Origin of the sequence: Aquimarina longa SW024 (assembly GCF_001401755.1) — a bacterium.
Lineage (GTDB): Bacteria > Bacteroidota > Bacteroidia > Flavobacteriales > Flavobacteriaceae > Aquimarina > Aquimarina longa.
The window spans coordinates 31,717-56,515 of the sequence record NZ_KQ474103.1 but is presented as its reverse complement, the minus strand read 5'-3'; the positions used below and the strand labels follow the sequence as shown (position 1 = coordinate 56,515).

The 24,799-nt window shown below is 31.9% G+C and carries 24 protein-coding genes and 1 pseudogene; 21 read left to right on the top strand and 4 right to left on the bottom strand.

From position 1 onward, the window contains the following. Window positions 1-74 precede the first annotated feature (74 nt). Entirely contained in the window at window positions 75-725 is a 651-nt protein-coding gene (locus N456_RS18035; protein WP_062060207.1) for a PQLLE family protein, read from the bottom strand. An 854-nt stretch (window positions 726-1,579) separates the two neighbouring features. Between N456_RS18035 and N456_RS25190 the strand changes: the two genes are divergently transcribed. Further along, a complete protein-coding gene (locus tag N456_RS25190) occupies window positions 1,580-1,708 on the top strand; it encodes a hypothetical protein (protein WP_262482854.1) in 129 nt (42 codons plus the stop codon). Window positions 1,709-1,716: 8 nt separating this feature from the next. On the opposite strand, the gene N456_RS18025 is transcribed toward N456_RS25190, so the two are convergent. Together N456_RS18025 and N456_RS18020 are read right to left on the bottom strand one after the other, a co-directional pair. Then, entirely contained in the window at window positions 1,717-2,403 is a 687-nt protein-coding gene (locus tag N456_RS18025) for a hypothetical protein (RefSeq protein ID WP_062060203.1), read from the bottom strand. A gap of 2 nt (window positions 2,404-2,405) precedes the next feature. Further along, entirely contained in the window at window positions 2,406-3,380 is a 975-nt protein-coding gene (locus N456_RS18020; RefSeq protein ID WP_062060202.1) for a hypothetical protein, read from the bottom strand. Between the two features lie 675 nt (window positions 3,381-4,055). On the opposite strand from N456_RS18020, the gene N456_RS18015 reads away from it, so the two are divergent. The 15 genes and pseudogenes from N456_RS18015 (at window position 4,056) to N456_RS17955 (ending at window position 19,000) form a co-directional block, all read left to right on the top strand. Then, window positions 4,056-5,873, top strand: coding sequence for a type VI secretion system Vgr family protein (locus tag N456_RS18015; protein WP_062060200.1), 1,818 nt, complete (start codon window positions 4,056-4,058; stop codon window positions 5,871-5,873). A gap of 57 nt (window positions 5,874-5,930) precedes the next feature. Next, window positions 5,931-6,617, top strand: a complete 687-nt coding sequence (locus N456_RS25260) for a PAAR domain-containing protein (protein ID WP_082422584.1) — start codon at window positions 5,931-5,933, stop codon at window positions 6,615-6,617. A gap of 3 nt (window positions 6,618-6,620) precedes the next feature. Further along, on the top strand, window positions 6,621-9,596 hold the full coding sequence (locus N456_RS18005; protein WP_062060198.1) for a toxin VasX: 2,976 nt from the start codon (window positions 6,621-6,623) through the stop codon (window positions 9,594-9,596). Further along, window positions 9,584-10,468, top strand: a complete 885-nt coding sequence (locus tag N456_RS18000; protein WP_062060196.1) for a hypothetical protein — start codon at window positions 9,584-9,586, stop codon at window positions 10,466-10,468. Before N456_RS18005 ends, N456_RS18000 begins: the two co-directional genes overlap by 13 nt. A gap of 10 nt (window positions 10,469-10,478) precedes the next feature. Then, entirely contained in the window at window positions 10,479-10,619 is a 141-nt protein-coding gene (locus tag N456_RS24615; protein ID WP_205410285.1) for a hypothetical protein, read from the top strand. Beyond that, window positions 10,607-11,527 carry a hypothetical protein gene (locus N456_RS17995; protein WP_062060195.1) on the top strand — a complete coding sequence of 307 codons (921 nt, stop codon included), beginning with the start codon at window positions 10,607-10,609 and terminating at the stop codon, window positions 11,525-11,527. Before N456_RS24615 ends, N456_RS17995 begins: the two co-directional genes overlap by 13 nt. A gap of 271 nt (window positions 11,528-11,798) precedes the next feature. Beyond that, on the top strand, window positions 11,799-12,713 hold the full coding sequence (locus N456_RS17990; protein ID WP_062060193.1) for a hypothetical protein: 915 nt from the start codon (window positions 11,799-11,801) through the stop codon (window positions 12,711-12,713). Between the two features lie 135 nt (window positions 12,714-12,848). Further along, on the top strand, window positions 12,849-14,177 hold the full coding sequence (locus N456_RS17985) for an ankyrin repeat domain-containing protein (RefSeq protein ID WP_062060192.1): 1,329 nt from the start codon (window positions 12,849-12,851) through the stop codon (window positions 14,175-14,177). Window positions 14,178-14,283: 106 nt separating this feature from the next. Further along, complete coding sequence (locus N456_RS24610) at window positions 14,284-14,460, top strand: hypothetical protein (protein ID WP_158447929.1); 177 nt, start codon at window positions 14,284-14,286, stop codon at window positions 14,458-14,460. 320 nt (window positions 14,461-14,780) lie between these two features. Next, window positions 14,781-15,167, top strand: a complete 387-nt coding sequence (locus tag N456_RS17975; RefSeq protein WP_148639372.1) for a hypothetical protein — start codon at window positions 14,781-14,783, stop codon at window positions 15,165-15,167. After that, window positions 15,136-15,483: a hypothetical protein gene (locus tag N456_RS17970; protein ID WP_158447928.1), complete on the top strand. Its 348-nt coding sequence runs from the start codon at window positions 15,136-15,138 to the stop codon at window positions 15,481-15,483. The genes N456_RS17975 and N456_RS17970 overlap by 32 nt, the downstream gene beginning before the upstream one ends. A gap of 357 nt (window positions 15,484-15,840) precedes the next feature. Next, a complete protein-coding gene (locus N456_RS17965) occupies window positions 15,841-16,506 on the top strand; it encodes a hypothetical protein (protein WP_148639370.1) in 666 nt (221 codons plus the stop codon). 11 nt (window positions 16,507-16,517) lie between these two features. Beyond that, window positions 16,518-17,687 (top strand): hypothetical protein, encoded by a 1,170-nt coding sequence (locus N456_RS17960; RefSeq protein ID WP_062060184.1) that lies wholly within the window; start codon window positions 16,518-16,520, stop codon window positions 17,685-17,687. Between the two features lie 269 nt (window positions 17,688-17,956). Next, window positions 17,957-18,073 (top strand): annotated as a pseudogene (locus N456_RS25440) (VOC family protein); the annotation flags it as partial. A gap of 168 nt (window positions 18,074-18,241) precedes the next feature. Further along, entirely contained in the window at window positions 18,242-19,000 is a 759-nt protein-coding gene (locus N456_RS17955) for a DoxX family membrane protein (RefSeq protein WP_062060183.1), read from the top strand. Window positions 19,001-19,249: 249 nt separating this feature from the next. On the opposite strand, the gene N456_RS17950 is transcribed toward N456_RS17955, so the two are convergent. Then, window positions 19,250-20,887, bottom strand: coding sequence for an ABC-F family ATP-binding cassette domain-containing protein (locus tag N456_RS17950; RefSeq protein ID WP_062060181.1), 1,638 nt, complete (start codon window positions 20,885-20,887; stop codon window positions 19,250-19,252). A 318-nt stretch (window positions 20,888-21,205) separates the two neighbouring features. Between N456_RS17950 and N456_RS17945 the strand changes: the two genes are divergently transcribed. The 5 genes from N456_RS17945 to N456_RS17925 all read left to right on the top strand — a co-directional run bounded on the left by N456_RS17945 (window position 21,206) and on the right by N456_RS17925 (window position 24,763). Further along, window positions 21,206-21,805: a Crp/Fnr family transcriptional regulator gene (locus N456_RS17945; RefSeq protein ID WP_062060179.1), complete on the top strand. Its 600-nt coding sequence runs from the start codon at window positions 21,206-21,208 to the stop codon at window positions 21,803-21,805. Between the two features lie 52 nt (window positions 21,806-21,857). Beyond that, window positions 21,858-22,307, top strand: coding sequence for a DMT family transporter (locus tag N456_RS17940; RefSeq protein WP_062060177.1), 450 nt, complete (start codon window positions 21,858-21,860; stop codon window positions 22,305-22,307). 2 nt (window positions 22,308-22,309) lie between these two features. Beyond that, window positions 22,310-23,035 (top strand): GNAT family N-acetyltransferase, encoded by a 726-nt coding sequence (locus N456_RS17935; protein WP_062060175.1) that lies wholly within the window; start codon window positions 22,310-22,312, stop codon window positions 23,033-23,035. A 4-nt stretch (window positions 23,036-23,039) separates the two neighbouring features. Beyond that, window positions 23,040-23,669, top strand: coding sequence for an NAD(P)H-dependent oxidoreductase (locus N456_RS17930; RefSeq protein WP_062060173.1), 630 nt, complete (start codon window positions 23,040-23,042; stop codon window positions 23,667-23,669). Window positions 23,670-23,932: 263 nt separating this feature from the next. After that, a complete protein-coding gene (locus N456_RS17925; RefSeq protein ID WP_062060171.1) occupies window positions 23,933-24,763 on the top strand; it encodes a helix-turn-helix domain-containing protein in 831 nt (276 codons plus the stop codon). The last annotated feature ends 36 nt before the right edge of the window (window positions 24,764-24,799 follow it).

Sequence of the window (24,799 nt, the reverse complement as noted above, 5' to 3'; positions counted from 1 at the left end):
AGTGTATGATAGTAGGGGGTAGGAAAAAACCTCACTAACATTATCTGTCAGTGAGGTGATGTTGTCTACTGGTATTAGCTTTTTCTTTTTCTACCTAGAACTTCCATCAATTGTGGTTTATCCTCTAGTGCTATAGTTGCTATGGCATAGAAATCTCTCATCCAATCATCCATTTTAGAAAATGCAAGATCTTTTTGCTGTGTCGCATCCTGTGATTCTCCTGCTTCTTTGATGTATTCTGCTCGAGCTTTTTCTACTTTTTCTATTTGTAGTTTTCCTGTGTCGATATCCTCGGCAGTTACTTTTAGTAATGCTAGTTGTTGTAAGATATCTTGATCTATATTAGTATAGAATGTACGTATCATTTCTATCCAGTTTACATATCCGTATGGTATTCTAGTATGTATTTCTAGTTTTTTTAAGGCTTCTGGATTTTTGCGCAATATAGCTTTTGATTTTTTGCGATGTTGCTTGTATTGTTTGTCTAGCGTTTCTTTTTCTTGTTTAAAAGTTGCAGATGCTATTGTGGTTTCATCATCTTCTTTTTTATTAGAATTATAGGCATTACGGGTTTGTAGTAGTAATTGTTCTCCTTCTGCAATTTTATTAGCATCGTAGCTGAGTTCTGCCATTTCTGCGGCAATCTCTGATTGGTTTTTAACATTTTCTAATGCGATACGATATTGCTCTAATATCCCTGCTTCTGAGTTTTTTGAATTAGTCATATATATAAATTTAATTTTTACATTATTAAGTGTAGTAGTATTGGGTATCAGTTTTATTTCTAAATAGTAATTAAGAGATTACTTTACTATCATAAATACTACTACAGTGATTGTTGTGCTTTAGTAAAGCGTTACTAAATGTTATTGTGTAGTATGGGTTCCTTCTCGTCGGGTACGGGTTCCTTCTGGTCGGGTATGCATTCTTTTATGTTAGGTATGGGTTCCTTCTGGTCGGGTATGCATTCTTTTATGTTAGGTACGGGTTCCTTCTGGTCGGGTATGCATTCTTTTATGTTAGGTACGGGTTCCTTCTGATCGGGTATAGATTCTTTTATGTTAGGTATGGGTTCTTTGTCGTCGGGTATAAATTCTGTTACATTTAATAGTAGTCCTTTTAGGTTTAGTGCAGGTTCTTCATTGTGTCGTATGAAATCCTCTTCATAGATAGTAGTCTTTTTTGGGGAGATGATGTATAGGATCATATTTGTATGGTTATGAGTATAAAATAGAGTTGATTGGTGTGTTTTTGTGTATCGATTAGGTGTTAAAGAATAATGCGGTAACTATGGCTATGATGCTATATGTTATCTTGATTATATAAAGGGCGATTCTAGTATAGTGCATATGATTTCTAAATTGAATTGGTGTTAATTATGGGGCAAGTATAGAACATCCCAGTTTCATTTTTTGAAACTGAGAAAAAATAGTTGAATTTTTTTTGAACTTTTTTTTAGGACTTAGATGTTAGGTTTTTAGTTTTCTGTTGTTCGTTATTGGTGGGGTTATGACTGTATGCCCTCGGAGTCGAGATCTGAAATTTATAGTCAGATGTTGTGTATTTTATTGACTTATAGGTGTTTATAATTATTAAGTCATGGGTTGTAGCCTATACAGGAGTGACAGGTAGAGGATGTGAAAGGGTTGGAATGATAAGTATGTATTGGATTGTAGGTTGTGCTAGAATGATGAGTATGGGGTTATAATTCGGGTTTTAAATTTTAATTTTTTTTGCAAAACTTTGATTTTGTTTAGCCAAAATTAGTTTTTCTTTTAATCCTTTGGAAATTTTATCTAAATCTAACCAACATCCATGAAACATAAAATTATCTTTATATATTCCATAGGTGTTTATAGAGCAGTCATGATCTTCTTCAATATATACTACTTTAAATTCGTCTGAATTAATATTTTTTAGAATGGGGTTATTTTTACAGGTTATAACGGTATCGCTTAACCATTTTTGTCCAAAATATTCTAGATTATTTTTTCTAATCCGATACATTGAGTTTTCATAATAATATCCAGTAATTGATGAGTCAATATGGATGGTTTCTATTTGGATAGTAGTTGGGTTATCATTAATAAAAAAGATATATTTTTTATCGACCCAGAATGTAGTTGTTGCTATAAAAGAGTTTACATCAATATCTGTTATACAGATATTGTTTTGATCTTTTATACATTGGAGTTTTTGTTTAGATTGGTATAGTTCTTTTTTATGGCAGACATCATACTCATTATAATAAAATATTAGTGTTTTAGGGTCTCTAAATAAGACGTTGTTTATTTTTTCGAACTTAAGGGGTGGCGTTTGTACATTTTTTTTGTTTTTACGCTGCTTATGGTCGATGCAAGAGCTGTATAGCAGTAAAAAAATAAGGCATATTATTTTGTTCATAACTAATCTCTTTTGAGTTCGAATACATTAAAGCTATAATTCTTTTTTATGCTACCCCAGCTACTCGCCATACGTACAAAATAGGTGTCTATTTCTTTTTTGGTGTGTTTGATGGTTCTGTCAAAAGAAGAGGATGCTCCCATGCTAGAGTTTCCATGCTGGTCTAGGAGTCTATATGAGACACTTTTACCTCTTCTATCTGCAATAAGCGTTATAGAATGATATCCTCCTATTACAGAGACAAGAAAAATCCCTACTCCATTCATCGTGGTTTGTTTTTTAGCCCATCCGGCTACACTTTCATTCATTTTAACTACTTTTTTATTAGAATAGTGCCCTGCTTTGCCATCTTCATCTACGGCTACAAATCGTTTTTTAGCTCCGATAAGATTTTTTTCTTTCATTAGGGTAACGATTCCTTTACTGATTTTTCCTGTTTTTTTATCCTTATAATCTACCACATACCCTGATTTTATTTTATCTCTTCCGGACCAATTATATAATTTATTCATTGCATAATACATCGCAGGAGAGCATTGTTTCCATGCGCGTTCGGTTTCGCCTTTATTTCCTTTTTTTTCTTTTTTTGCATTTTTTATATAAAAATCAACAACTCTTTGAAAATGATAGGAGTTAAATGTTTTATTATCATGGGCCTCTAGTTTATCCATTTTTTTAAAAGAAACCTGATTATATCTCATATCCCATTTTGCTGCCTCTGTATATGCCCATTGTTCTTTTTTCTTTAAACCGTCTTCTATTTTTTTTGGATATGGTTTAAAAGCATCACTTTGTGGTATACTCTCCTGTCTTTGGATCAGTGGCGTATTGGTTGAAGAAGAATTTGTAAAAAAGCTGTTGGTATTGTTTTTAGAATTAAAAAAAGAGTTTTTCTCTTTCTTTTTGTTAAAAAAAGGGGGGCTATGGGTATTGGATGTATAAGAAGTATGGTTAGTGCTTTTTGCAGTAGTTTTCATGATTCTTTTTTTTTGTGTAGTTTATACTAGTATTAAATTTTAATGCTGATTAGTAGTTGGTTAGGTTTTTTTTTCTTCTGTATATATCAAATTTATTGATTTGTTTTTTCATTCGTACCTATTAATATAGTTTTTTTTTGATGTTATAAGTTGGCTATTATTTACCCTATGCCTATGCTAGAATGACAAGTAGTGGATGTGGATGGATTGGAATGATAAGTAGCATATATTGGATTGTAGGTTGGGTGCTAATGTTTTGATAGAATTTATAATACTCAAAGCACTCACAGACTAAAAAAAAGCAAAATAGTAATCATGTTTACCCGTTGTTAATTGATGTGTTAATCGTACTAGTGATAAGGAGGGAGAAGTATGAAACTAGAAGAATTGAAAAAAATAAAAAATAAATTAGGAAATATGAAATAGTTGTTTTTATGGTGTTTAAGTAAATGATATAATGTGTGGATGTGTTTGATTAATAGGTTATTACATGTTTTATTTTACTGTTATAGCGAATACTGTTTAGGTTCTTTTTATTATTAAATAATTCTAAAACAGGGGGATTTTCCCCTGTAAAATTAAGGTTGTTAAAACCGATATAAAAGCCTATTTTTGATGCTATTATTTCGGGAAACTAATAAAAAAAAAGTAATTATCTAAACCTAAAAAACCACTATGGCTCTCCAGACTACTACATCTATTTATTTATCATCTACTCCTTTACATTCTTATCTTAGTTTAAAAATAGAACAGCAACTAGATGCGCATCATGATTTAGAGCTCGTATGTAGAGCTGATGTAATCGAGCAACTAAGTGATGAGCTCGTAGGTGCAAGTAAAGAGTATCTAGGCGGGATCATTACAGTACAGATCCAAGCACTTGGTAATTATGGGGGGTATAAAGAATTAGAGTTTAAAGGAGTGGTTACAAAGGTACGTGCGATCAAGGGATCTGATCAGCAAAAGGGTAATCTGATAAAGTTACATGCTAAGAGTAGTAGTATACTAGCCGATAATGGTGCTCATTTTACATCATATAGTGATGTAAATTTATCTGAGATCTTAGAGCGCACTTTTCAGGGATATGATGTGGGGAAATTAGAAACTAGTTTTGCTCCTCGATCTTCAGAAACGATACACTATTCTGTACAGCATAACCAAAGTGCTTTTAGCTACGCTAGTCGATTAGCGGCATATCATAATGAGTGGTTTTACTATAATGGTAAGCAATTGATATTTGGTAGTCCTAGTACTGAAGAAACTGAACTGAGTTATGGGGTAGATCTACAGGATTTTAGTATAGAGCTCGATACGGTAGCTAATGCTACTACGTATATCAGTAGTGATTATCTTACTGATGAGCTACACCAAAAGAGTAGTAAAGAAATCAATATCCCATCAGAGGGGTATCATGGTTTTATGGATAATAGATCTAAAACGCTGTATCATAAGCCTACGCAGGCATCACATAGCCTATACACTGATAGCAACCAAAAATCTAGGTTAGATACCCAAGTAGAACAGCATACTATCGCTAGAGCGATGAAACAGGTGATCGCTAGAGGGGTTAGTGATAACCCTAGTGTTGCCCTAGGAGCATTGATAAGAGTACAGGGTTATGGTAGGTATAGAATTATTGGTATTACTCATACCAATACAGAGCATGGGGTGTATCATAATGAGTTTACAGCGGTAGAAGCCAGCTTCGATACCTATCCACATATGGATCTTAATCGATACCCACAGAGTGATACTACGGTAGCTACGGTGATGGATAATGCAGATCCAGAGAATTTAGGAAGAATCCGAGTACAATTTCCATGGCAAAAAGCGATGGGTACGATGACTCCTTGGTTGCGTATGATCACTCCTCATGGGGGCTCAGAGAAAGGCTTCCATTTCTTACCAGAAAAAAAAGAGCAGGTAATGGTAGGGTTCGAAAACAGGAATGCAGAAAGCCCTTTTATACTAGGAGCTTTATATTCTGGTACTGCTAACCCATCGGGGTTTGCTACCGAGATGAATGATATAAAAATTATAAAAACGAGATCTGGGCATACCCTAGAGTTTAATGATACTAAAGGGGGCGAAAGTATTACGATTATGGATACTAATGGAAATACTATTCTTATCGATACGGTTAATAATAATATGAATATTACAGCATTGGAGACGATGACTTTTAATGCTAAGAATATAAAAATGATCGCCGAAGAAAATGTCGATATCCAAGCAAAAAGAGAAATCAAAACTGCATCAGAGGGTGATACCTTAGTATTATCAAAAGGAGCAGCAACAATGCAAGCCACAGGAGATACTACCATAACTAGTGATGCCTCAGTAACTGTAGAGGCAAGAAGTGATACTACTATAAAAGGAGTAAACACAGTCGTAGAAGGGCAATCCGAAGCAAAGCTAAAAGGACAGCAAACTAAAGTACAAGGGCAAATGACCACCATACAAGGAGCATCAGGCAAAACAGATTATATGTAGAACTAGCCTTTACCCCTTTTATCAAACAATAAATAGTAATAAAAAAAAGAAAAATCTATGCCAGGTCAAGCAGCAACCGTAGGATCTATGCACACCTGCCCCATGTGTTCGGGCACAGTACCCCATGTAGGAGGCCCTATTACTGGTCCTGGGGCACCCAATATTTTACATAATAACAAACCCGCAGCCGTACAAGGAGATATGTGTACCTGTATAGGGCCCCCAGACATGATTGCACAAGGTCATCCCGCTATTTTTCATAACGGAAAACCTGCTGTATCAGTAGGAGATATGACTGCACACGGAGGAATAATCTCGCAAGGAGAGCCCAATATCATATATGGCTTTGTATCAGAACCAATGACTCCCGTAACCCTATCTGTAAACAGAATTCCTTTTCCAGAAATTTCTATAATAAATAGAGTATTAGGCAATACCAAAGAAGCAGAAGCCAATCAAAACGCGCTTAGAGAGCAGCAAGAAGAAGAACCACGAATCTATAACCTACAATGGGTAAAAGAAGAAAAGATAACCAGAAAATCATCAGTAATCACCCAGGTTACCCTAAGAGCTGATGTAATCAACTTTGATGATGGAGAAACAGTAACCTTTACACTCAATCTGCCTCCACAAGAACAAGGGGGCAATCCCAGAACAGTAAGCCTGTCTGGTACAGTACAGGATAAGCAGGTAGAAGTCGTTTGGGAAACAGAAGACACATCACAACAAAATCAATGCTCATAGATTATGGCAGAAACAACAGAACAAAAAAAAGAAGGGCAATATAATGACATCTTATACCAATGCACCTTTATTGCAGAGGGCAAAGGAGTAACCAGTATAGAAAGCCCACCATTGCAGGTCATCAAACCAGGTATACGTATGAATCTGCTACGTATCGCATTGATTAATCGTACCTCTAAGTATGCCCCATTGATGTTAGAAGGGGTAGATAAAGATAGTTTTATGCCCCTCGCTACTCCCGAGTGCGCACCAGAGGTAGAAGAACTAAGTAACTATGTATATGCAGGTACTGGGCTTAGATCTGGGTTTTTATATGTGATTAACCAAGCCGATACTCAGGGATGGAGTGAGTGGCAAGTAGGCATAGGAGGATGCCTAACAGAAATTGATAAATCGCTTAAAGAAAAAGATATAAGAGAACCACAATCTGGGGCAACACAGATCGATCAATACGTAGCCGAACCCGATGATATCCTATGGTTTGCCTACTCAGAGGTGCAATGGAGTGCTAATTATTTTAAAACCATGCGAGAGGATAGTACACCGCGAGAAAGACGCATGCAAAAATACGATCTGACCAAACATGTTAATAACCAGTCTCAGATCGATGCCGCACCCTGGAGTATAATGAAAAACAGTACTATATTTATCCCAGAAGGGCAAATAGATTTTAATGTGGTTGGGCAAAATTATAAAATTGCTTGTGCAGATGAGGCTAATAATACACAAGGCTATAAACTAGACGCAACCCTATGTTTACATGATCCAGTAGGGATATTAGAAGAGTTTTCTAATTATTTAAAATATCTGTGGAATAAAATGGATGCAACTATGATTTCTATGAAAACAGGAATTAGTGTATCAGATGTCGAAAAATCATTGCGTAATGGAAAAGACCCAAAAACATTACAAAAACCTAAAGACTTTAAACAAATAGAAGCGCTATACAATATTGGTGTAAATTTAAGATCTGTTGCATTTGCTAGCGAAGACAATATTGATAAAATAGGAGAAGAAATTGATGCTGATCGACTAAATATAGTGTTAGCTACCAAAGAAAGATTAGATCTTAAGAGAAAAATAAAAAAAGCTCGAGAAATTTTTATTGATTATGCAGATAGTGATTATTATGCAAAAATTGAAAATGATTATTTAGAGAACACTACCGACCGCATTACATTATCTAAGTACACTAAAGCAAAATTATTGGCTGATCTTTGGCAGCCTGCCAATTTTAAAGATAGTTTTCTAGAAACCAAAGAAGAAGCTAGAGAATGGGTTTCTAATACTAAAGAAGGAAAAGATTTTATTAAAAAACTTTTGGAAGGAAAAAATACCATTGGCAAAATATTTAATGAACCAACCATTATAGAAGAGATAGAAGGAAACGCCAACTACCTTAAATTTATGGGTATTACCAATGCATTAATGGATGTAACTCGGGGTATTGTAGAAGATGGTGATGAAATATTGAAGGTATGGAAAAAAACAATGAATAGTACCCGTATCAAAATTAAAGGGATAGTACAAAAGACTTCTTTTACTGTAACCACTTTGGGGAAAGAATTTATAAAATCAGATCTTGGTAGAACAAGTTTTGTAAGAAAGTCTATGAACATTAATAAAAAATCTCTTAAAGCATTTAAAAAAGCTCAAAAAAGATTTTTGAATAATTTAGATGACATCATGCAAGCCAAGCAAATTGCGTTTACGACCTCTTTCGAGCAGGCAATTCATAATGATACCCTAAGCGGTATACGAGATTTTCAGGCAAGCCCGTTCTGGACTAAACTCCTTAGAAACCTTAGTTTTATCAACCTAGCCCTTGCAACAGCAGCACTAAGAAAATCTGATAATGATTACCAATTTGGTTTAACTATCTCTAAATTTTTAACCGCTATAGCCGATGCCTATGTGGGGGTGCGTAATGTAAAATACTTAAAAATGAAGGTAACAGTTATGGATGCTGATGTATTAAGAGCTTTTAAAGGAACTACGAGTAAAATCGCTACTGGAGTAGGATATGCAGGAGTATTAATAGACACAGCAGAGGCGGGTCTTAACTATTGGGAGCGGGATTACGATGCTGCGGTAGCGTATACGGCTTCTGCTGCCTTAGGTTTGGCAGGGATGTTATTATCTGGCGGAGCTGCCTTAGGTTGGAACCCTGTGGGTTGGGGGCTATTGATTGTAGGGCTTTGTGTTGGGTTTTATGCCGCCTATCTAGAGGACTCCCCGATAGAGCGTATTGCCAAGAATGGAATTTTTGGAGAAATCCCTTCTTCAAATATATTTTGGGATGCAGTATCGTTTAAGGGGGATTATATCGCGCAGATTAACCAACATGCACAACCAGAAACCCGGCAAGCTATGCACAAAACAGGATTTACCGATTGGGTAGACCTTAGCAAACAATATGAAGATTTAATGGATATTCTGGTTAGTGGCAGGATGAAGCTTAAAGTTACTAAAGAAACCCAAGTAGGAGAAACATTAAGGGTAGGTAGTTATTCTGATAAAAGTATCACTACCTTATCCGATTATAAAATTAAAGAAGTTAAAGCAACTATTAGCTTTGGCGGATACCTTACTGACACAGAAATCCTTGATAATAAAATACTATACTTACCCGACGGCTTAGGAAGTAGCAATTACCAAGATATTACTAAATGTGTAGTAAAAAATGTAGCTATTAACCCTGTTAAACAAGATCAACCACCCACAGCAACCATAACGATAAATGTTACTGATATAGATTTTTCTGAAAAAGGAATATTCTTAATAGTAAATAGTATTACAATTTCTGACACACAGCATTTTCCATTAGAACGAAACGGAAAAAAACGCTACCTTGCGGGTATGTTTCCTGCAATACGAATGGATTATATGTCTGGATTTTACCATACCGATGGGATTAATGATAGAGTATTTGTAGGAACAGAACAAGAACTAACAACCAAAAAGAAATGGAGGAAGTAACCCATATAGATTATAATTATCAACACGCCAAACGTTTTAAAAATCAACCGTTTTTACCTTTTGTGATTTATGATAGCCCATTAGGAATTACAAAAGAAAAAAGAGATAAAAGTAAAACCTATTACCCCATTTTTAATGGAACTATACTTAAGGAATGGATGCCGTCTCATAAAAAAACAGCAAAAACTGGTATATATATATATATGAGTATATCAATATTTTTCATATTCTTTTTACCTATAGTGACCAGCATTAGAAATGGAAAAATCATGGAAGTACAATATTTATTTATTTATTTATTTATAGGTTTCCCCTTTTTAATACCAGCCTATAATCAATGGAAAAAACATAAAATAGCTCCCGATCAAACCTATATTACTTTGGATCGCATTAATTCTTTAATAACCATGCCCAAAGCCAATTTGATTGATTATTTTACGATTCCATTTACACATCTCAGAGCTACACGTAGGGCAATGATGCACTCTAAATACTCGTATACAGGACCCGAGCTACAGTTTTTTATAGATACACGATCTTGGCGCCCATGGCACGATACCGATTATTTAATGATGAGTACTACCGAAAGCCCTAAAGCAACTTGGTCATTTTATGTTTGGTATATGGATAAGAACCGTCCATTGCCCCCTGGCAGTGCTTTTGATGAGTTTAGAGAGGCTGATTATAAGCGTAGAAAAGCAGAGGGGTTTCCACCTCCCTTGTTTAAAAGTTTGATCCCTACACCAGAGGCTACCGAAGAGCAACAATTAGTACGAGAAACCTTCTGGAAAGATAAAGACTATATGACAACAGAAGAAGAAGCACATTATAGTTTATTATCGCGCAAAAAAAAGAAAAAAACAGCAAAGTAATATGTGGTTTTTGAAAAGCCTTTTTTCTATTGTATTGTTTACTCTACCAATTATAGTTTTAGAACGTATCATAGTCATGGATGGGATTAATGACCGAGTATTTGTAGGAACAGAACAAGAACTAACAACCAAAAAGAAATGGAGGAAGTAACCCATATAGATTATGATTATCAACACGCCAAACGTTTTAAACTAGGTAGGTTTTTACCTTTTGTCATATACCTGCAACCCAAAAAAGTGCCAAAAGAAAAAGAGGAACGAAAAAAATTGTTTACCGATCTACTTCTTGATGACAAAAAGATCAAACTGGCAAAAATCTCTCATAAAGGGACTGCAAAAGATGGGATATATATATATATAGGAATTTTTGCTTTTTTCTCTTTATTAATACCTATTTGGGAGCTTTTGGAAGAAGACACTATGGATACTATTTATTTAATAATAGTTTTTTGTATTGGTCTTCCATTTTTAATCCCAGCTTATAAAAACTGGAAAAAGTACAAATTAGCCCCTGATCAAACCTATATCACTTTTGACCGTATCAACTCTTTAATAACGATGCCCAAAGCGAACAGGATAGATAAATTTACCATCCCATTTACACATCTCAGAGCTACACGTAGGGCAATGATGCACTCTAAATACTCATATACAGGACCACAATTACAGTTTTTTATAGATACTCGCCCTTGGCGTCCTTGGCATGATGAGGACTACTTGACTATGAGTCACCCGCCTAAAGAGCCCAAAATCAATTGGTCATTTTATGTTTGGTATATGGATAAGAACCGTCCATTGCCTCCTGGCAGCGCTTTTGATGAGTTTAGAGAGGCTGATTATAAGCGTAGAAAAGCAGAGGGGTTTCCACCTCCCTTGTTTAAAAGTTTGATCCCTACACCAGAGGCTACCGCAGAGCAACAATTAGTACGAGAAACCTTCTGGAAAGATGAAGATTTTATACCTACTAAAAAAGAAACGTATTTTAGTATCTCTCCATTTAGTAAGCATTATAAAAGCAGTATGTCTGGAGAATTGAAAGAAGATTCTTTTGATGAGTAGAGTTATATTTGGTTCTGAGGGTGAATTCAGTTTTAGTTTTAGATTACGATTTAAATAGATTATAAGTATTATCATAATACACACCAAGGCATGCTAACAGGTAGAATCAAACTACACAATTAACAATTTGATGACATGAAAAAAATATAGTAATTAGTGTTCTTTTTAATCTGATACTTTCTTGTAACTCTAAACCCGAATCAATAAAAATTGATGACGTAATGAAGGTAATTGATAGGGATACCCTACAAGAACTAACCACCAAAAAGAAATGGAAGAAACAAGCAATATAGATTATAATTATCAACACGCCAAACGTTTTAAAAATCAACCGTTTTTACCTTTTGTGATTTATGATAGCCCATTAGGAATTACAAAAGAAAGAAGAGATAAAAGTAAAACTTATTACCCCATTTTTAATGGAACTATACTTAAGGAATGGATGCCGTCTCATAAAAAAACAGCAAAAACTGGTATGTATATTTATATGGGTATTTTTGCTTTTTTTGCTTTATTTATTCCTATTTCCGAACTTTTAGAAGAGGATACTATGGATACTATATATTTAATAATAGTTATTTGTATCGGTCTTCCTTTTTTAATACCAGCCTATAATCAATGGAAAAAACATAAAATAGCTCCTGATCAAACCTATATTACTTTGGATCGCATTAATTCTTTAATAACCATGCCCAAAGCCAATTTGATTGATTATTTTACGATTCCATTTACACATCTCAGAGCTACACGTAGGGCAATGATGCACTCTAAATACTCGTATACAGGACCCGAGCTACAGTTTTTTATAGATACACGATCTTGGCGCCCATGGCACGATACCGATTATTTAATGATGAGTACTACCGAAAGCCCTAAAGCAACTTGGTCATTTTATGTTTGGTATATGGATAAGAACCGTCCATTGCCTCCTGGCAGCGCTTTTGATGAGTTTAGAGAGGCTGATTATAAGCGTAGAAAAGCAGAGGGGTTTCCACCTCCCTTGTTTAAAAGCTTGATCCCTACACCAGAGGCTACCGAAGAGCAACAATTAGTACGAGAAACCTTCTGGAAAGATGAAGATTTTATACCTACTAAAAAAGAAACGTATTTTAGTATCTCTCCATTTAGTAAGCATTATAAAAGCAGTATGTCTGGAGAATTGAAAGAAGATTCTTTTGATGAGTAGAGTTATATTTGGTTCTGAGGGTGAATTCAGTTTTAGTTTTAGATTACGATTTAAATAGATTATAAGTATTATCATAATACACACCAAGGCATGCTAACAGGTAGAATCAAACTATACAATTAACAATTTGATGACATGAAAAAAAATATATTAATTAGTGTTCTTTTTAATCTGATCCTTTCTTGTAATTCTAAACCCGAATCAATAAAAATTGATGACATAATGAGGGTAATTGATAGAGATAACATACAAGAGTTTGAAGATTTGCTTTCTAAGATAGATGTTGACACTATAAAACTCGAAGATAATAGAACTTTATTGCATTTTGCAATGATACAGGAGGCTAATAAAATAAGTCAAAAATTAATCAGAGAATCTAAATATATTAATCAATTAGATGATCATCAAATCTCACCATTAATTATAGCTGTAGTCAATAAAAACTCTATATTAATAGATAAATTGCTTGAGAAAAAAGTAGATCTTAATGTAATTGAAACTCACTTAGGCTTATCGGCACTTCATTGTGCTATTCAAAACAAAGATCTAAAATTGGTAAAAAAACTAGTAAATAATGGAGCACTACTAGATGTAAATACTAATGATGGTGATACACCTCTACATACTGCTATATTAAATGGAAACAAAGCAATTGTATCTTATTTGTTAGACAAAAAAATGAGTGATACTATTGCAAATAATGATGGATATACTGCATTAGATTATGCAGTGCTCAAAAACAACTTTGATATTCAAAATTTATTTTTAAATAGGTTTTCTGTATCACAAAAAAAAGAATTATCACAAAACATATTGCTTAATGATCCTTTAAATAATACAACAATAGTAGATATTTCGAAAAGTGATGCGGAAAAAGAAAAGCAACTAATCCAATGGATAGATCAAAATTGGATATCTAGGGTACATTTAGAAGAAGTTTTTGTTAAATTGAAGGATACAACTGTAATAAACATTTTACTAAATAAAAAAATTGACATCAATCAGATCTCAAAAGAGAGTGAATTGGCCTTGATTCATATGGCTACAATAGGGAACCATTTGGGGTTGCTGAAATTTCTCTTATCTAAAGGAGCTAACATAAATTTAGTTTCAAAAAAAGATAATATGTCACCTCTTATGTATAGCGTACAATTTCAGTCTAGACTGGGTGATTTAAATAAAGAATTAATAAAAACTAGTATTAGGTTTAATCCTGTTTTTTTACAAAAAACAGGATTAAACCCTGAAATAACTTTAAAGAAACAATTGTTTTTTATTCAATATTTAATTGATCATGGTGCAAATGTTAATTTTGTAAATACGAAAAAGGAAAATGCGCTTTATCATGCCCAAAGAAATTTGAATAAAGCTGCAGAAAAATTATTGATTGAAAATAATTCTAAAATTGTAAAAGAATATAAATTGACTGCCTTTGATAAAAAAATGATCAAACAAGATGAATAAAGAAAAAGAAAAGAAATTAGGGGGTAAAACTGAGTTTAAGTACCGAGTAATTGATAAACAAGACGCTAGAAGGATGAAAAAAATATATTTTAACGATAAGTAACCAATGAAAAAACTGATGATCTGCCTATTGGCAATAAGTATAAGCAGTTGTGCACAACAAAAAGAAGCTACCACAATGACAAAAAAAATCAGCGAAGTATATAAAGAGGTCAAACACAGAGATGCAGCAATCCACTACCATGCAGATTTTTATACCGTTACTATGGATTGGATTACTTAGCACAAGTTGTCAGTCTCAAAAAAAGAGTAATACTTCATCAGATAATACTGAGCAGAAAGAAGTCATGATAGATGTATTGGATATAGTCTTCGATAAAGGTTTGAAGAGTCTAACGAAACAAATTGATTTTTTACCTACAGAAAATGAGTTTTCTGAATACCTTACTTCTTTTACTACAAGGGAAGTTGGGAATTTTAAAATCGGTGACATAAACCCTTAATAGAAGAAGAACATTTTGGGAAGACCCAATAGATATTATTAAAAACCTAGAAGATATTTCTGGTAGAAAAGCAGAAATTCAATTAATACAACCATAAAAAATGAAACTAATACATATAATCTTACTATCAACTATAAGTATAATGACATCTTGTTCTTCACAATCTAAATTTGATTTAGCGAAAGTTAAGCTACCATTTAATTTTGATCAATTGCAAAATAAAGGTTTTAAAATTGAAAAAGATAAAATGAAATTTGAGAACCTTACTATTTATGATTCTGAGGATAAAAACTTATTTGTTTTTGATAAAGTAACCTTTATAGAAGAGTTTTCGGATAAATATTATAGTCCAACACGGTTATATTTTTATACAGATGAAAGTTCTAAATCCGTTCAATTTGTGCGGTTAAATACCTACGATGATATTAATGGTAAAAAAAATGTACCAAAGTATTTTGAAACTATTCGGAAAACCAAGGTATTATAGTAAAGATAAAGACTTTTTTAATGGGGTTTGGGAAAAAGGAAATACTATTTTTTTGTTAAAACAGAACTACACTACCAAAATAGGGGGTGAAAAAACTGTCACTACTGATTTATTTATTTTAAATAAAAAAATAGATTTTTTGGTTAATTATTATTACGGTTTTGGATTTAAGTATTACAAGGATTATTTAGAAGCTAAAATTAAAAAACAAGACTCTAGTTATACATACCAACAATTTGCAGAGGATATGAAGAATGATTGGGATTATTCTAATGATAAGTATCTTAAAGAATTAGAAAATAATCTCCCTCTTTAAAAAAGAAAAGAAATTAGGGGGATGAATTAACCTAAAGAATCCTTCGAAGCTCTATATAAGAGTTTTTCAGAAATTTAGAAAATTAAAGATTTTCATTACGCCTTGAAAAAGTATATTTTTGGATAATGAGTGGACATAGTATTAAAAGGTATACTAAAAAAAAATGTTGTTATCGCATTTAGTTTTTCTTTTAAAATATAGAAAATCGATTATATAGAATTAGTAGAAATACTAATATTAAGTAGAAAAACAAAGTAATAAAGGGGTACACTTGTTTAATCATAACTCAGCGAATATTAAATAAATTATAATAATATTAAAGTTTAATGGATATTGGTTATGCATAAAAAAGGAAGCATGTTATTGATTATTACGCTAATGGTATTACTGCCATTAAGTAGTTATGCGCAAGAAAATAAATCACCAATATATACCTGCTTAGAAGAGACATTAGGGTATAAGAGTAGTAGACTAAAAAGCTTAGAAAATGTTCTTATTGATAAGAAGTTGCTAAACGATAAATCTACTCTTACGTATAAAAATCTATACTTAGTACCGACACTCGATATATATCAATTGATGTTTAAAGGATTTGAAGAGGATGAAATACTAAAAATCTATGAAAAAGAGTTACCTATTACTGTAGATAAAATTATAGCTTTTGAAAATTGTATTTATAAAAAAATAACCATAATAAAGCAAGATTCGATTCAGAAAAAAATAGATTTAGCAACTACTCAACTGTATAAAAAGATGAGAGAAGAGTTGCGTAATACATCAGAGAATATAAAATCATTAACCCCTATAGAAAAACTTAAAAAAATCCAGATAATGTGGGATAAGATTGTAGAGGATAACTTGTTTGAAGGAGAGGATATAAAAATGTTATTACATCTGGATATCTATAGACATTTTAATTCTAAAAAAATAGAAGAACAAAAAAGAAGTAACAAGGAGAGTAGTATAAATAATATGGAAATTGAGGAGTCAGTACCACCAACTCCAGAACAAGAAAACCATTAATACATACCTACATGTTTTATAGTATACTTATTTTTTGCATCATAGTAGCAATTGGTCTTAATCAAAAATTACATAAAATAGGATTTTTTTTTTCATCAAAAATTGGTAATTACATATATGTCTTAATCTTATTTTTTCTATTGGTAATCTACCCATATGCTGTAATGCCTACTTGGATAGATAAGTTACAAGATCAATTAACGGGCGCTATTTATGAGGGAGAGGTAATTGATATAGAATTAATAAAAATCTCTGGAGATGAAGAAGAAGAGTCTTATAAAAAAGAGTTAACTATAAAAACCAATATCTTATCCAAAGAGATTATAAGAAAGATACCCTCTTCTTCTTTTGGGGGGCATACCGTAGGGGATCGCCTCGCAATAGCATATAATCATGATACAGGTACGCTGATAGAAGCTTCAGGTAATGCTAAGTTATTTTCGATTAGTGTTCTTTTATCTTGTGTGATAGTTATTTTTATAATTATCTTCGCTGTACTATATGCTATAGGAGCTTTCTCTGATGATATGATGACTGGGATACTTAAATTTTGTGTAACGTATCTTTTTTTTCCGATTATTTTTATAGGAATACTTAGTATAACGTCATCATACTTATATACCCGTTTGATGTCTAATAGCTGGGAGGAAAACCCTGTATTAGTGGTGTTAAGTGTTTTCTTTTTACTATTTTTTTTAGTAGTAAGTTATATATATTTTAAAGTTTTTGTAAGAATTAAAATACCTAAGAGAAAGAAAAGAGTATATAAAAAACGTCTGAAACAATTACCTATTAGGGAAAATAAAAAATTAGTAAGACATCCTTTTGATAAAATAGCATGGGATGATAGACATATTAAAATAGCATTGCGATCACTGTATAATGCTAAACTATCTATTGTATCCATAGTTCCAGAAGTATATCTAGAGAAGATAGATGTAAATATTAGTTTATTAGATCAAGCTTTTTTTGCTACAGAGCAATTAGCAGGACAGTCTGATCTTAGTTATAGAAACCAAAATCATAAAATGGCAGTGGATGTTGTACGAGAGATGGCTACATCTGATATTGTGGATTTAGTGCATACTCATAAGTTCTATGATGCTGATTATGAAAAAAAATATTCTAATTTTAAAAATACTGTAGTGCATAGTTTACGATATACTGTTGATTATAGATGATCTATGAGATATGATGTATAAAAAAAAGAGATCAATACCTCATACTCTGTATGAAGATCATAAAAAGAAGGAATCAGCCACTTCGGTTCACCTTTCTTGTTGTTAATCCTACCTTATACCTTTTTATATGATGTGTACTAGTGAAAGAGACTCCATACTGCTTAGGGTGATACTCTCTATTTTATCTTAAATAATTTACCTTGGTTCGGGTAATGATCAGATGTGACCTTGGGTGAGATTAAAATACTAGTACATTAGAATCATATAATGATGTTAGAAAAATTCAAAGTCGCTTGAAAGATGAAAATATTAGATTAGATAGAGAAGCAGGTGAAAAAACAACAGGTTCTGCAAGTATGGTATTGACAGACCCAGATGGTAATTAAATCTTAATAGATCAGTATGTTTAGAGTGTCTAAATATAATTAAAAAGAAATATTCTATTGTGTTAAAGTTATGGTTTTAAGTTGATGTAAATTAATTGATTATTGATTTTTTTAGTAAGAAGAGTTACAATTATATTGTCTGCTCGTCATACTGTAAAATACCTTATTATGACAAATAAAGATTTTACAACGCTTTTAATACGCCTTTTTTTAGGGTTTACCTTTTTTTCATCAGGATTATGTAAACTCTCAGGAGGTAGTTTTGGGCAATTTATAGGTCCTCCGGATTTGATTACTACACTATCAGAATATGACTTAGAAGGGTTTGGATATTTAATTGTAATATCGCAAGTTATTTTTGGGGTATTAGTATTAACACAGCGTTTTTCATTACTAGGGTTGATTGGTTTAATCCCAATGAATTTAGGAATAATTAGTGTAACCATATCACAGCAGTGGCCAGGAACTCCATATGTTAATACTTTTATACTCTTGCTTAATATACTAGTACTAGTATATGAATATGATACGCTAAAGGGACTTGTATTGGTAAAATCGAATTCTATAAAGACCTCAATGGTAGCAAGATTATTTCCTAATATAATCTTACCAATTGTAATTCTTATGCTAACAGTACTTTCTATTTCTTTGCTAAATGAAGAAGGTTTTTATATCAATTTTATAGGTTCTATTACCATGGTTTTAGTAGGAGTAAATATATATCAAAGAAAAACACTCTCTATTATGGAGAGAAGCACACTATTCGTCTGCTTATTGGGATTGTTAATCGTTATAAATTTGCAGTTTATATATTTAATTTTTGCTAGTTCAGATATTATTTTAGGAGTTACAATTTTGTTAAGTTTTTTGTTATATATGATTACAAGTATTGAAAAAGCAATACAGGCATACCAGAATCAAAGATGAGTTTATATAAGGTAGTCTAGTATGGATAGAAACCAGATTGTCCTTTTTAACGATGATTGTAATTTTTGTAATACACCGATAGATTTTCTTGTATAGCAGAACACACTGTAGAGATTGTAGAACCAAAAAGTATCCTACCGATATATGCACTTACTTTCACTATTTAAAGAATCAATAGATAAGTTCTATAAATGTAATAATGATAGAATTACTAAGTGTACATAAAGACAAACAATTAACCCTGTAGTATTACTCTTTTAAATCAATCTGTTTTAGGTTTTCTATTCTATTTCGGATAAGGAAATCATCTATAGTTTCGAAATGTTCAATTACTCTTTTGTTTTTAAATTCAAATACTTTCTGAGACAATCCTTGTAGAAAATCCCTATCATGAGAGACTAGTATTAATGTACCATCAAATGCTAATAGGGCTTCTTTTAGTACGTCTTTAGATTTAATATCTAGGTGGTTGGTTGGCTCATCGAGGATTAATACATTGACAGGCTCTAGTAGTAGTTTTACCATTGCCAATCGTGTTTTTTCTCCACCAGAAAGTACAGCTACTTTTTTATCGATATGATCACCACTAAACATAAACTGACCAAGAATATTTTTAATCTGTGTTCTAACATCTCCTTTAGCAACTTCATCCACTGTTTGAAAAACAGTGAGATTAGGATCTAATAAAGATGCTTGATTCTGAGCAAAATACCCGATTTTAGCATTGTGCCCTAGTGTACATTCTCCTTCAAAATCAATTTCTCCCATAATTGCTTTGATCATAGTTGATTTTCCCTCGCCATTACGACCTACAAAAGATACTTTCTCTCCTCTAGAAATGGACAAGTTTGCATTTTTGAAAACGATATGATCCTCATAGCTTTTTGATAATTCTTTAGCAATCACAGGGTAATCTCCAGATCTCATAGCAGGCGGAAAACGAAGTTTTAAAGCACTTGTATCAATCTCATCGATTTCTATGATCTGTAACTTCTCTAGCATACGTTCTCTAGAGTTTACTTGATTGGTTTTAGAATAGGTACCCTTAAACCGGTCTATAAAATCTCTGGTATCAGCAATAAATTTTTGTTGTTCTTGATATGCTTTGATCTGGTGTACACGTCGATCTTCTCTTAGCTGAAGATAATGCGAATAATTAGCCTTATAATCATAGATCTTACCCATTGTTACTTCTATAGTACGGTTGGTAATATTATCAATAAATGCTTTATCATGCGAGATAACAATTACCGCCTTTGCTTTATTGATTAAAAAATCTTCAAGCCAAATTACAGATTCTATATCTACATGGTTGGTAGGCTCATCTAGTAATATGAGATCAGGTTTTTGTAATAAAATCTTAGCCAATTCGATACGCATACGCCATCCACCACTAAACTCACTGGTAGCACGAGTAAAATCTTCTCTTTTAAATCCTAATCCCTGTAATGCTTTTTCTATTTCGGCATCATAATTTACATCTTCAATAGCATAGAATTTTTCACCTAGATCAGTTACCTTTTGGATAATATCCATATACTCCTTTGATTCGTAATCAGTTCGGGTTTCTAGTTCTTTATTAAGGAGATCCATTTCTTGTTGCATACTGGTGATATGACTAAAAGCTTTTGATGCCTCTTCGAATACCGTGCAGTTATCATCAGTTAATAAATGCTGAGGTAAATATGCAATTACCGCTTCTTTAGGATATCTAATATGACCTCTTGTAGCTTTTTGTACCCCAGCAATGATTTTCATCATCGTAGATTTACCAGCACCATTCTTACCCATTAAGGCAATTTTATCATTTTCATTAATCACAAAAGATACATTACTAAATAAGGACTCTCCACTAAATTCTACGGCAATACCATCTACAGAAATCATATTATTTTCTTTAAAAATGCAAAACTACACAAAAGCATAGTATAGTAAAGAAAATAGATGAAGTTTATTGGATTGTAGTTATGTAGTATCCATATTTTAATTTTTATATAAGATCAAAAAAGGATAAAAGTTCAAAAAAAATGTAATTTTGGGAGCGATCTACAAAAGAATTAGGTACAGAAAAGATAATTATAGGAGTACTATAGAAATATCTAAAAAAAGCACTGAAACATAAAAAATAAGGTAAGAATATCATATAAGTTTTTATATGAAATATAGCATTCATAGATCTATAAATAAATACGGATAAGTAAACAAATGCAAGAAATAAAAGAATATAATCAGTTCATCAAAAAAACAATTTTTGCATATCATCCTGTAAGTGAGCAATCCATAATGCTGTTACAATCGATTGCCAAAATAAAATATGTTAAAAAAAATGAACACTTACTTTCTATAGGAAATCATTCTAAAGAAATCTATATATTATATAAAGGAATCGTTGTATCTTATTTTTTATGCAAAGATGGAAATATGTATCATAAGAATATTTTTTTGGAAAGAGATTTTGTTGGTTCAACCGTTTCTGCTTTAACAAATGAACCTTCTAATTTTGCTTTAGAAGCTATTGAAGATTGTATACTAATCAGTTTTAATTACAAAGAGTATAGAGAACTTATTGAGCAGAATACTGACTTAAAAAACTTTTATATAGCATACCTAGAAAAAAATTGGATACTAGATAAAGAAAAACGTGAGATTGCTCTTGTAATGAAAGATGCTAAAATTAGATATCTTGATTTTATGAAAGAACATCCTACTATTAAAAATCAAATCCCACTACATTATATAGCTTCACACTTAGGAATCACTCCCACACAATTAAGCAGAATACGTAAAAGTTTATATAAAATATAGCCAATCAACATATGTAAAGGAATACTTCATTTGATCTATTGATATTTGTAGTATGAAATTAATAATATTGTATTCGTTAGCCTTCATTGGAGGTATATTTTTAGCTATTCAGGCTGGATTTAATACACAATTAGGAGCTTTATTAAAACAACCAATTTTAGCGGTTATTGCGACTTCAATAAGCAGTACTGTATTTGGTGTTTTATTTGTTTTAGTTATAAAAAAAGAAACCATTCAAATGGAATTGGTAGAACAGATACCTTGGTATTTATGGTGTGTTGGAGGCTTTTTTAGTGTATTAGGCATCTCTTTATATTTCTATACGATCCCAAAATTAGGGATCTCCAAAATGATTGCTATAGGGCTTTGCGGACAATTATTTTTTTCATTAATTGCAGGTAAATTTGGATGGTTAAACTTACCTGTAGAACCTTTTACGATAAAACGTGCTTTAGGCGCCTTAGCAATGATTGTCGGAATTCTTTTAATTAATACAAAATAGATATGAATACTATCCAATTAAATATCAATAACCTTACTTCACTTTGGGAAATAGCCTGTGAGCCTTTTAAGAGTTTTTATAAAATTGATGAAATATGCTATTGTTCAATAGCTAATTCAGAATGGCCTAATAGAATTTGGACCGCTAAAACAGATATTGCCTCTTGTCTTATAGAAGTTAGAACTATCATTGAGGATAATGATGAAACACTAACATTTTCTTATTTTGATACTAAAAGAACAGAAAATAAAACTATTGTAAACGAGGGATTTTCTATAAAATCAGTACAGTATGGAATGAGTTTATTAGTAGCCCAAACATTTACAATCTCAAAAAAATTAGAATTTAGAGTAGTTAAAAATGAGAGGGATGCAGCACTCTGGAGTACAGCTTTTCAACAAGCTTTTGGTTACACTATCAGTACAGATATACTTTTAAAAACGATAGATAAAATACCATATACACTTATTTTTTATCAAACAGAATTAGTAGGAACTATAATTTTTTATAAATCTCAGCATACAGCAGGAGTTCATAGTTTAGGAATCATTCCTTCAATGCGTAAACAAGGGTTTGCAACCGAAATAATGTACCATATTCTGAATAAAGCTTATGATTTAGAAATGACTATTGTAACTTTACAAGCCTCTGAAATGGCAAAGAATATGTATAAGAAAATAGGATTCTCAACAGATTTTATAATGCAAAACTATCAACTTAATAAATAATACAATGGAATTAATTAAAAATTTAAACTGGCGATACGCTACTAAAAAATTCGATCCAATAAAGAAAGTTTCGGATGAACACTTGGATCAATTAAAAGAAGCTGTGACATTATCAGTCTCTTCTTATGGATTACAATTATACAAAGTGTTAATTGTTAATAATAAAGAGATTAGAGAACAATTACAACCTGTCTCTTGGAATCAAAGCCAAATAACAGATGCTTCACATTTATTTGTGTTCTGTAATTATAAGGATGTAACTCCTAATAGAATAGATGAATATATTCAATTAACAGCTAAAAAACGTCAATTAGATGTAGAAGCATTAAAAGGATATAGCGATTTTATGAAAATGAAATTAGCAGAGAAAACACCACAAGAGACTAGTAGTTGGTTAAAAAGTCAGACATATTTAGCACTCGGAAACCTATTGACTGCCTGTGCTGAGTTAAAAATAGATGCTTGCCCGATGGAAGGTTTTGATTCTGATCAATATAACGATATTTTAGGATTAGATCAAAAAGGATTAAACGCATCCGTGGTTGCTACAATTGGATATAGACATGATGAAGATCATACACAAAACCTTGCTAAAATCAGAAAACCATCAGAATTATTGTTTGAAGAAATATAAAAATGGCGTATAGGTCAATGTAAGTTTAATAGGGTAAAAGCATTTAACTTTTTTTGAATATTGTTTTTTTAACTTTGTATTTAAAAATAATTTTAGGTTTAGATGCTTTTACCTTTTATAGCTTATACATAGATATAGGATTTTTGTTTAACCAAAAAAGTTGTTGTGTATCTAGATGCTTTCAAAGCTTTACATTTATAACAATAACAGTGAAGAAGAAAAAATAAAAAGTGATATTGGCTATAAGCCAAAAAAAGAACAAAATGGCAATAGAGAATATTCCAGAAATATACTTAAAGAATACTATTGATCATACTGATTTGTTTATCTATGATTTTAGAATGACTGAAGACGTTATTAAAACTAAGGTTAATCTAAATATGCATATGTTTAGTTTTCTGCAAGAAGGAAAAAAGCAAGTGCATTTTTCTGATGTTGCGGTAGCAGTTAATAAGGAACAATCTTTACTTTTAAAAAAAGGGAATTGTCTCTGGACAGAATTACTAGACAAGGAAGCTATTTATTTTTGTAAACTATTATTTTTTTCGGATAAGAAGCTTAAAGAATTTCTCAAAAAACATACAACAGAAATCATAATTAAAGATAAAGTACCTTATTTTACTATTGAAAACGATACTTTTATTACTTCTTATCTAAATTCATTAACAACTATAAACCTAGCATCTTCAGTTTTTATGGAAAGTATGCTTTCTGTTAAATTTGAAGAATTAATGCTTTACCTAATTAACAAATATGGAGCTTCGTTTGAATCGTATTTGTATTCCCTGATATCCAATAAGACTTCTGACTTTCAGAAAATTATAGAAAAAAACAGCTATACAAACCTTACATTAGAAGAGATTGCGTTTTTATGTAATATGAGTTTATCAACATTTAAACGTTATTTTATTAAAGAATATAATGTTTCTCCAGGCAAGTGGCTACGTCATAAACGTCTATTAAAAGCTAAAGAGTTATTAGAAGAAGGAAACTTAAAATCATCTGATATATATTTAGACCTTGGATATAATAATCTATCAAACTTCAGTAGTGCTTTTAAACAAAAATTTGGGATTAACCCAAAAGATGTTTAATACGATTGATTGACCTTTTTTCATAAGTTTATGAGC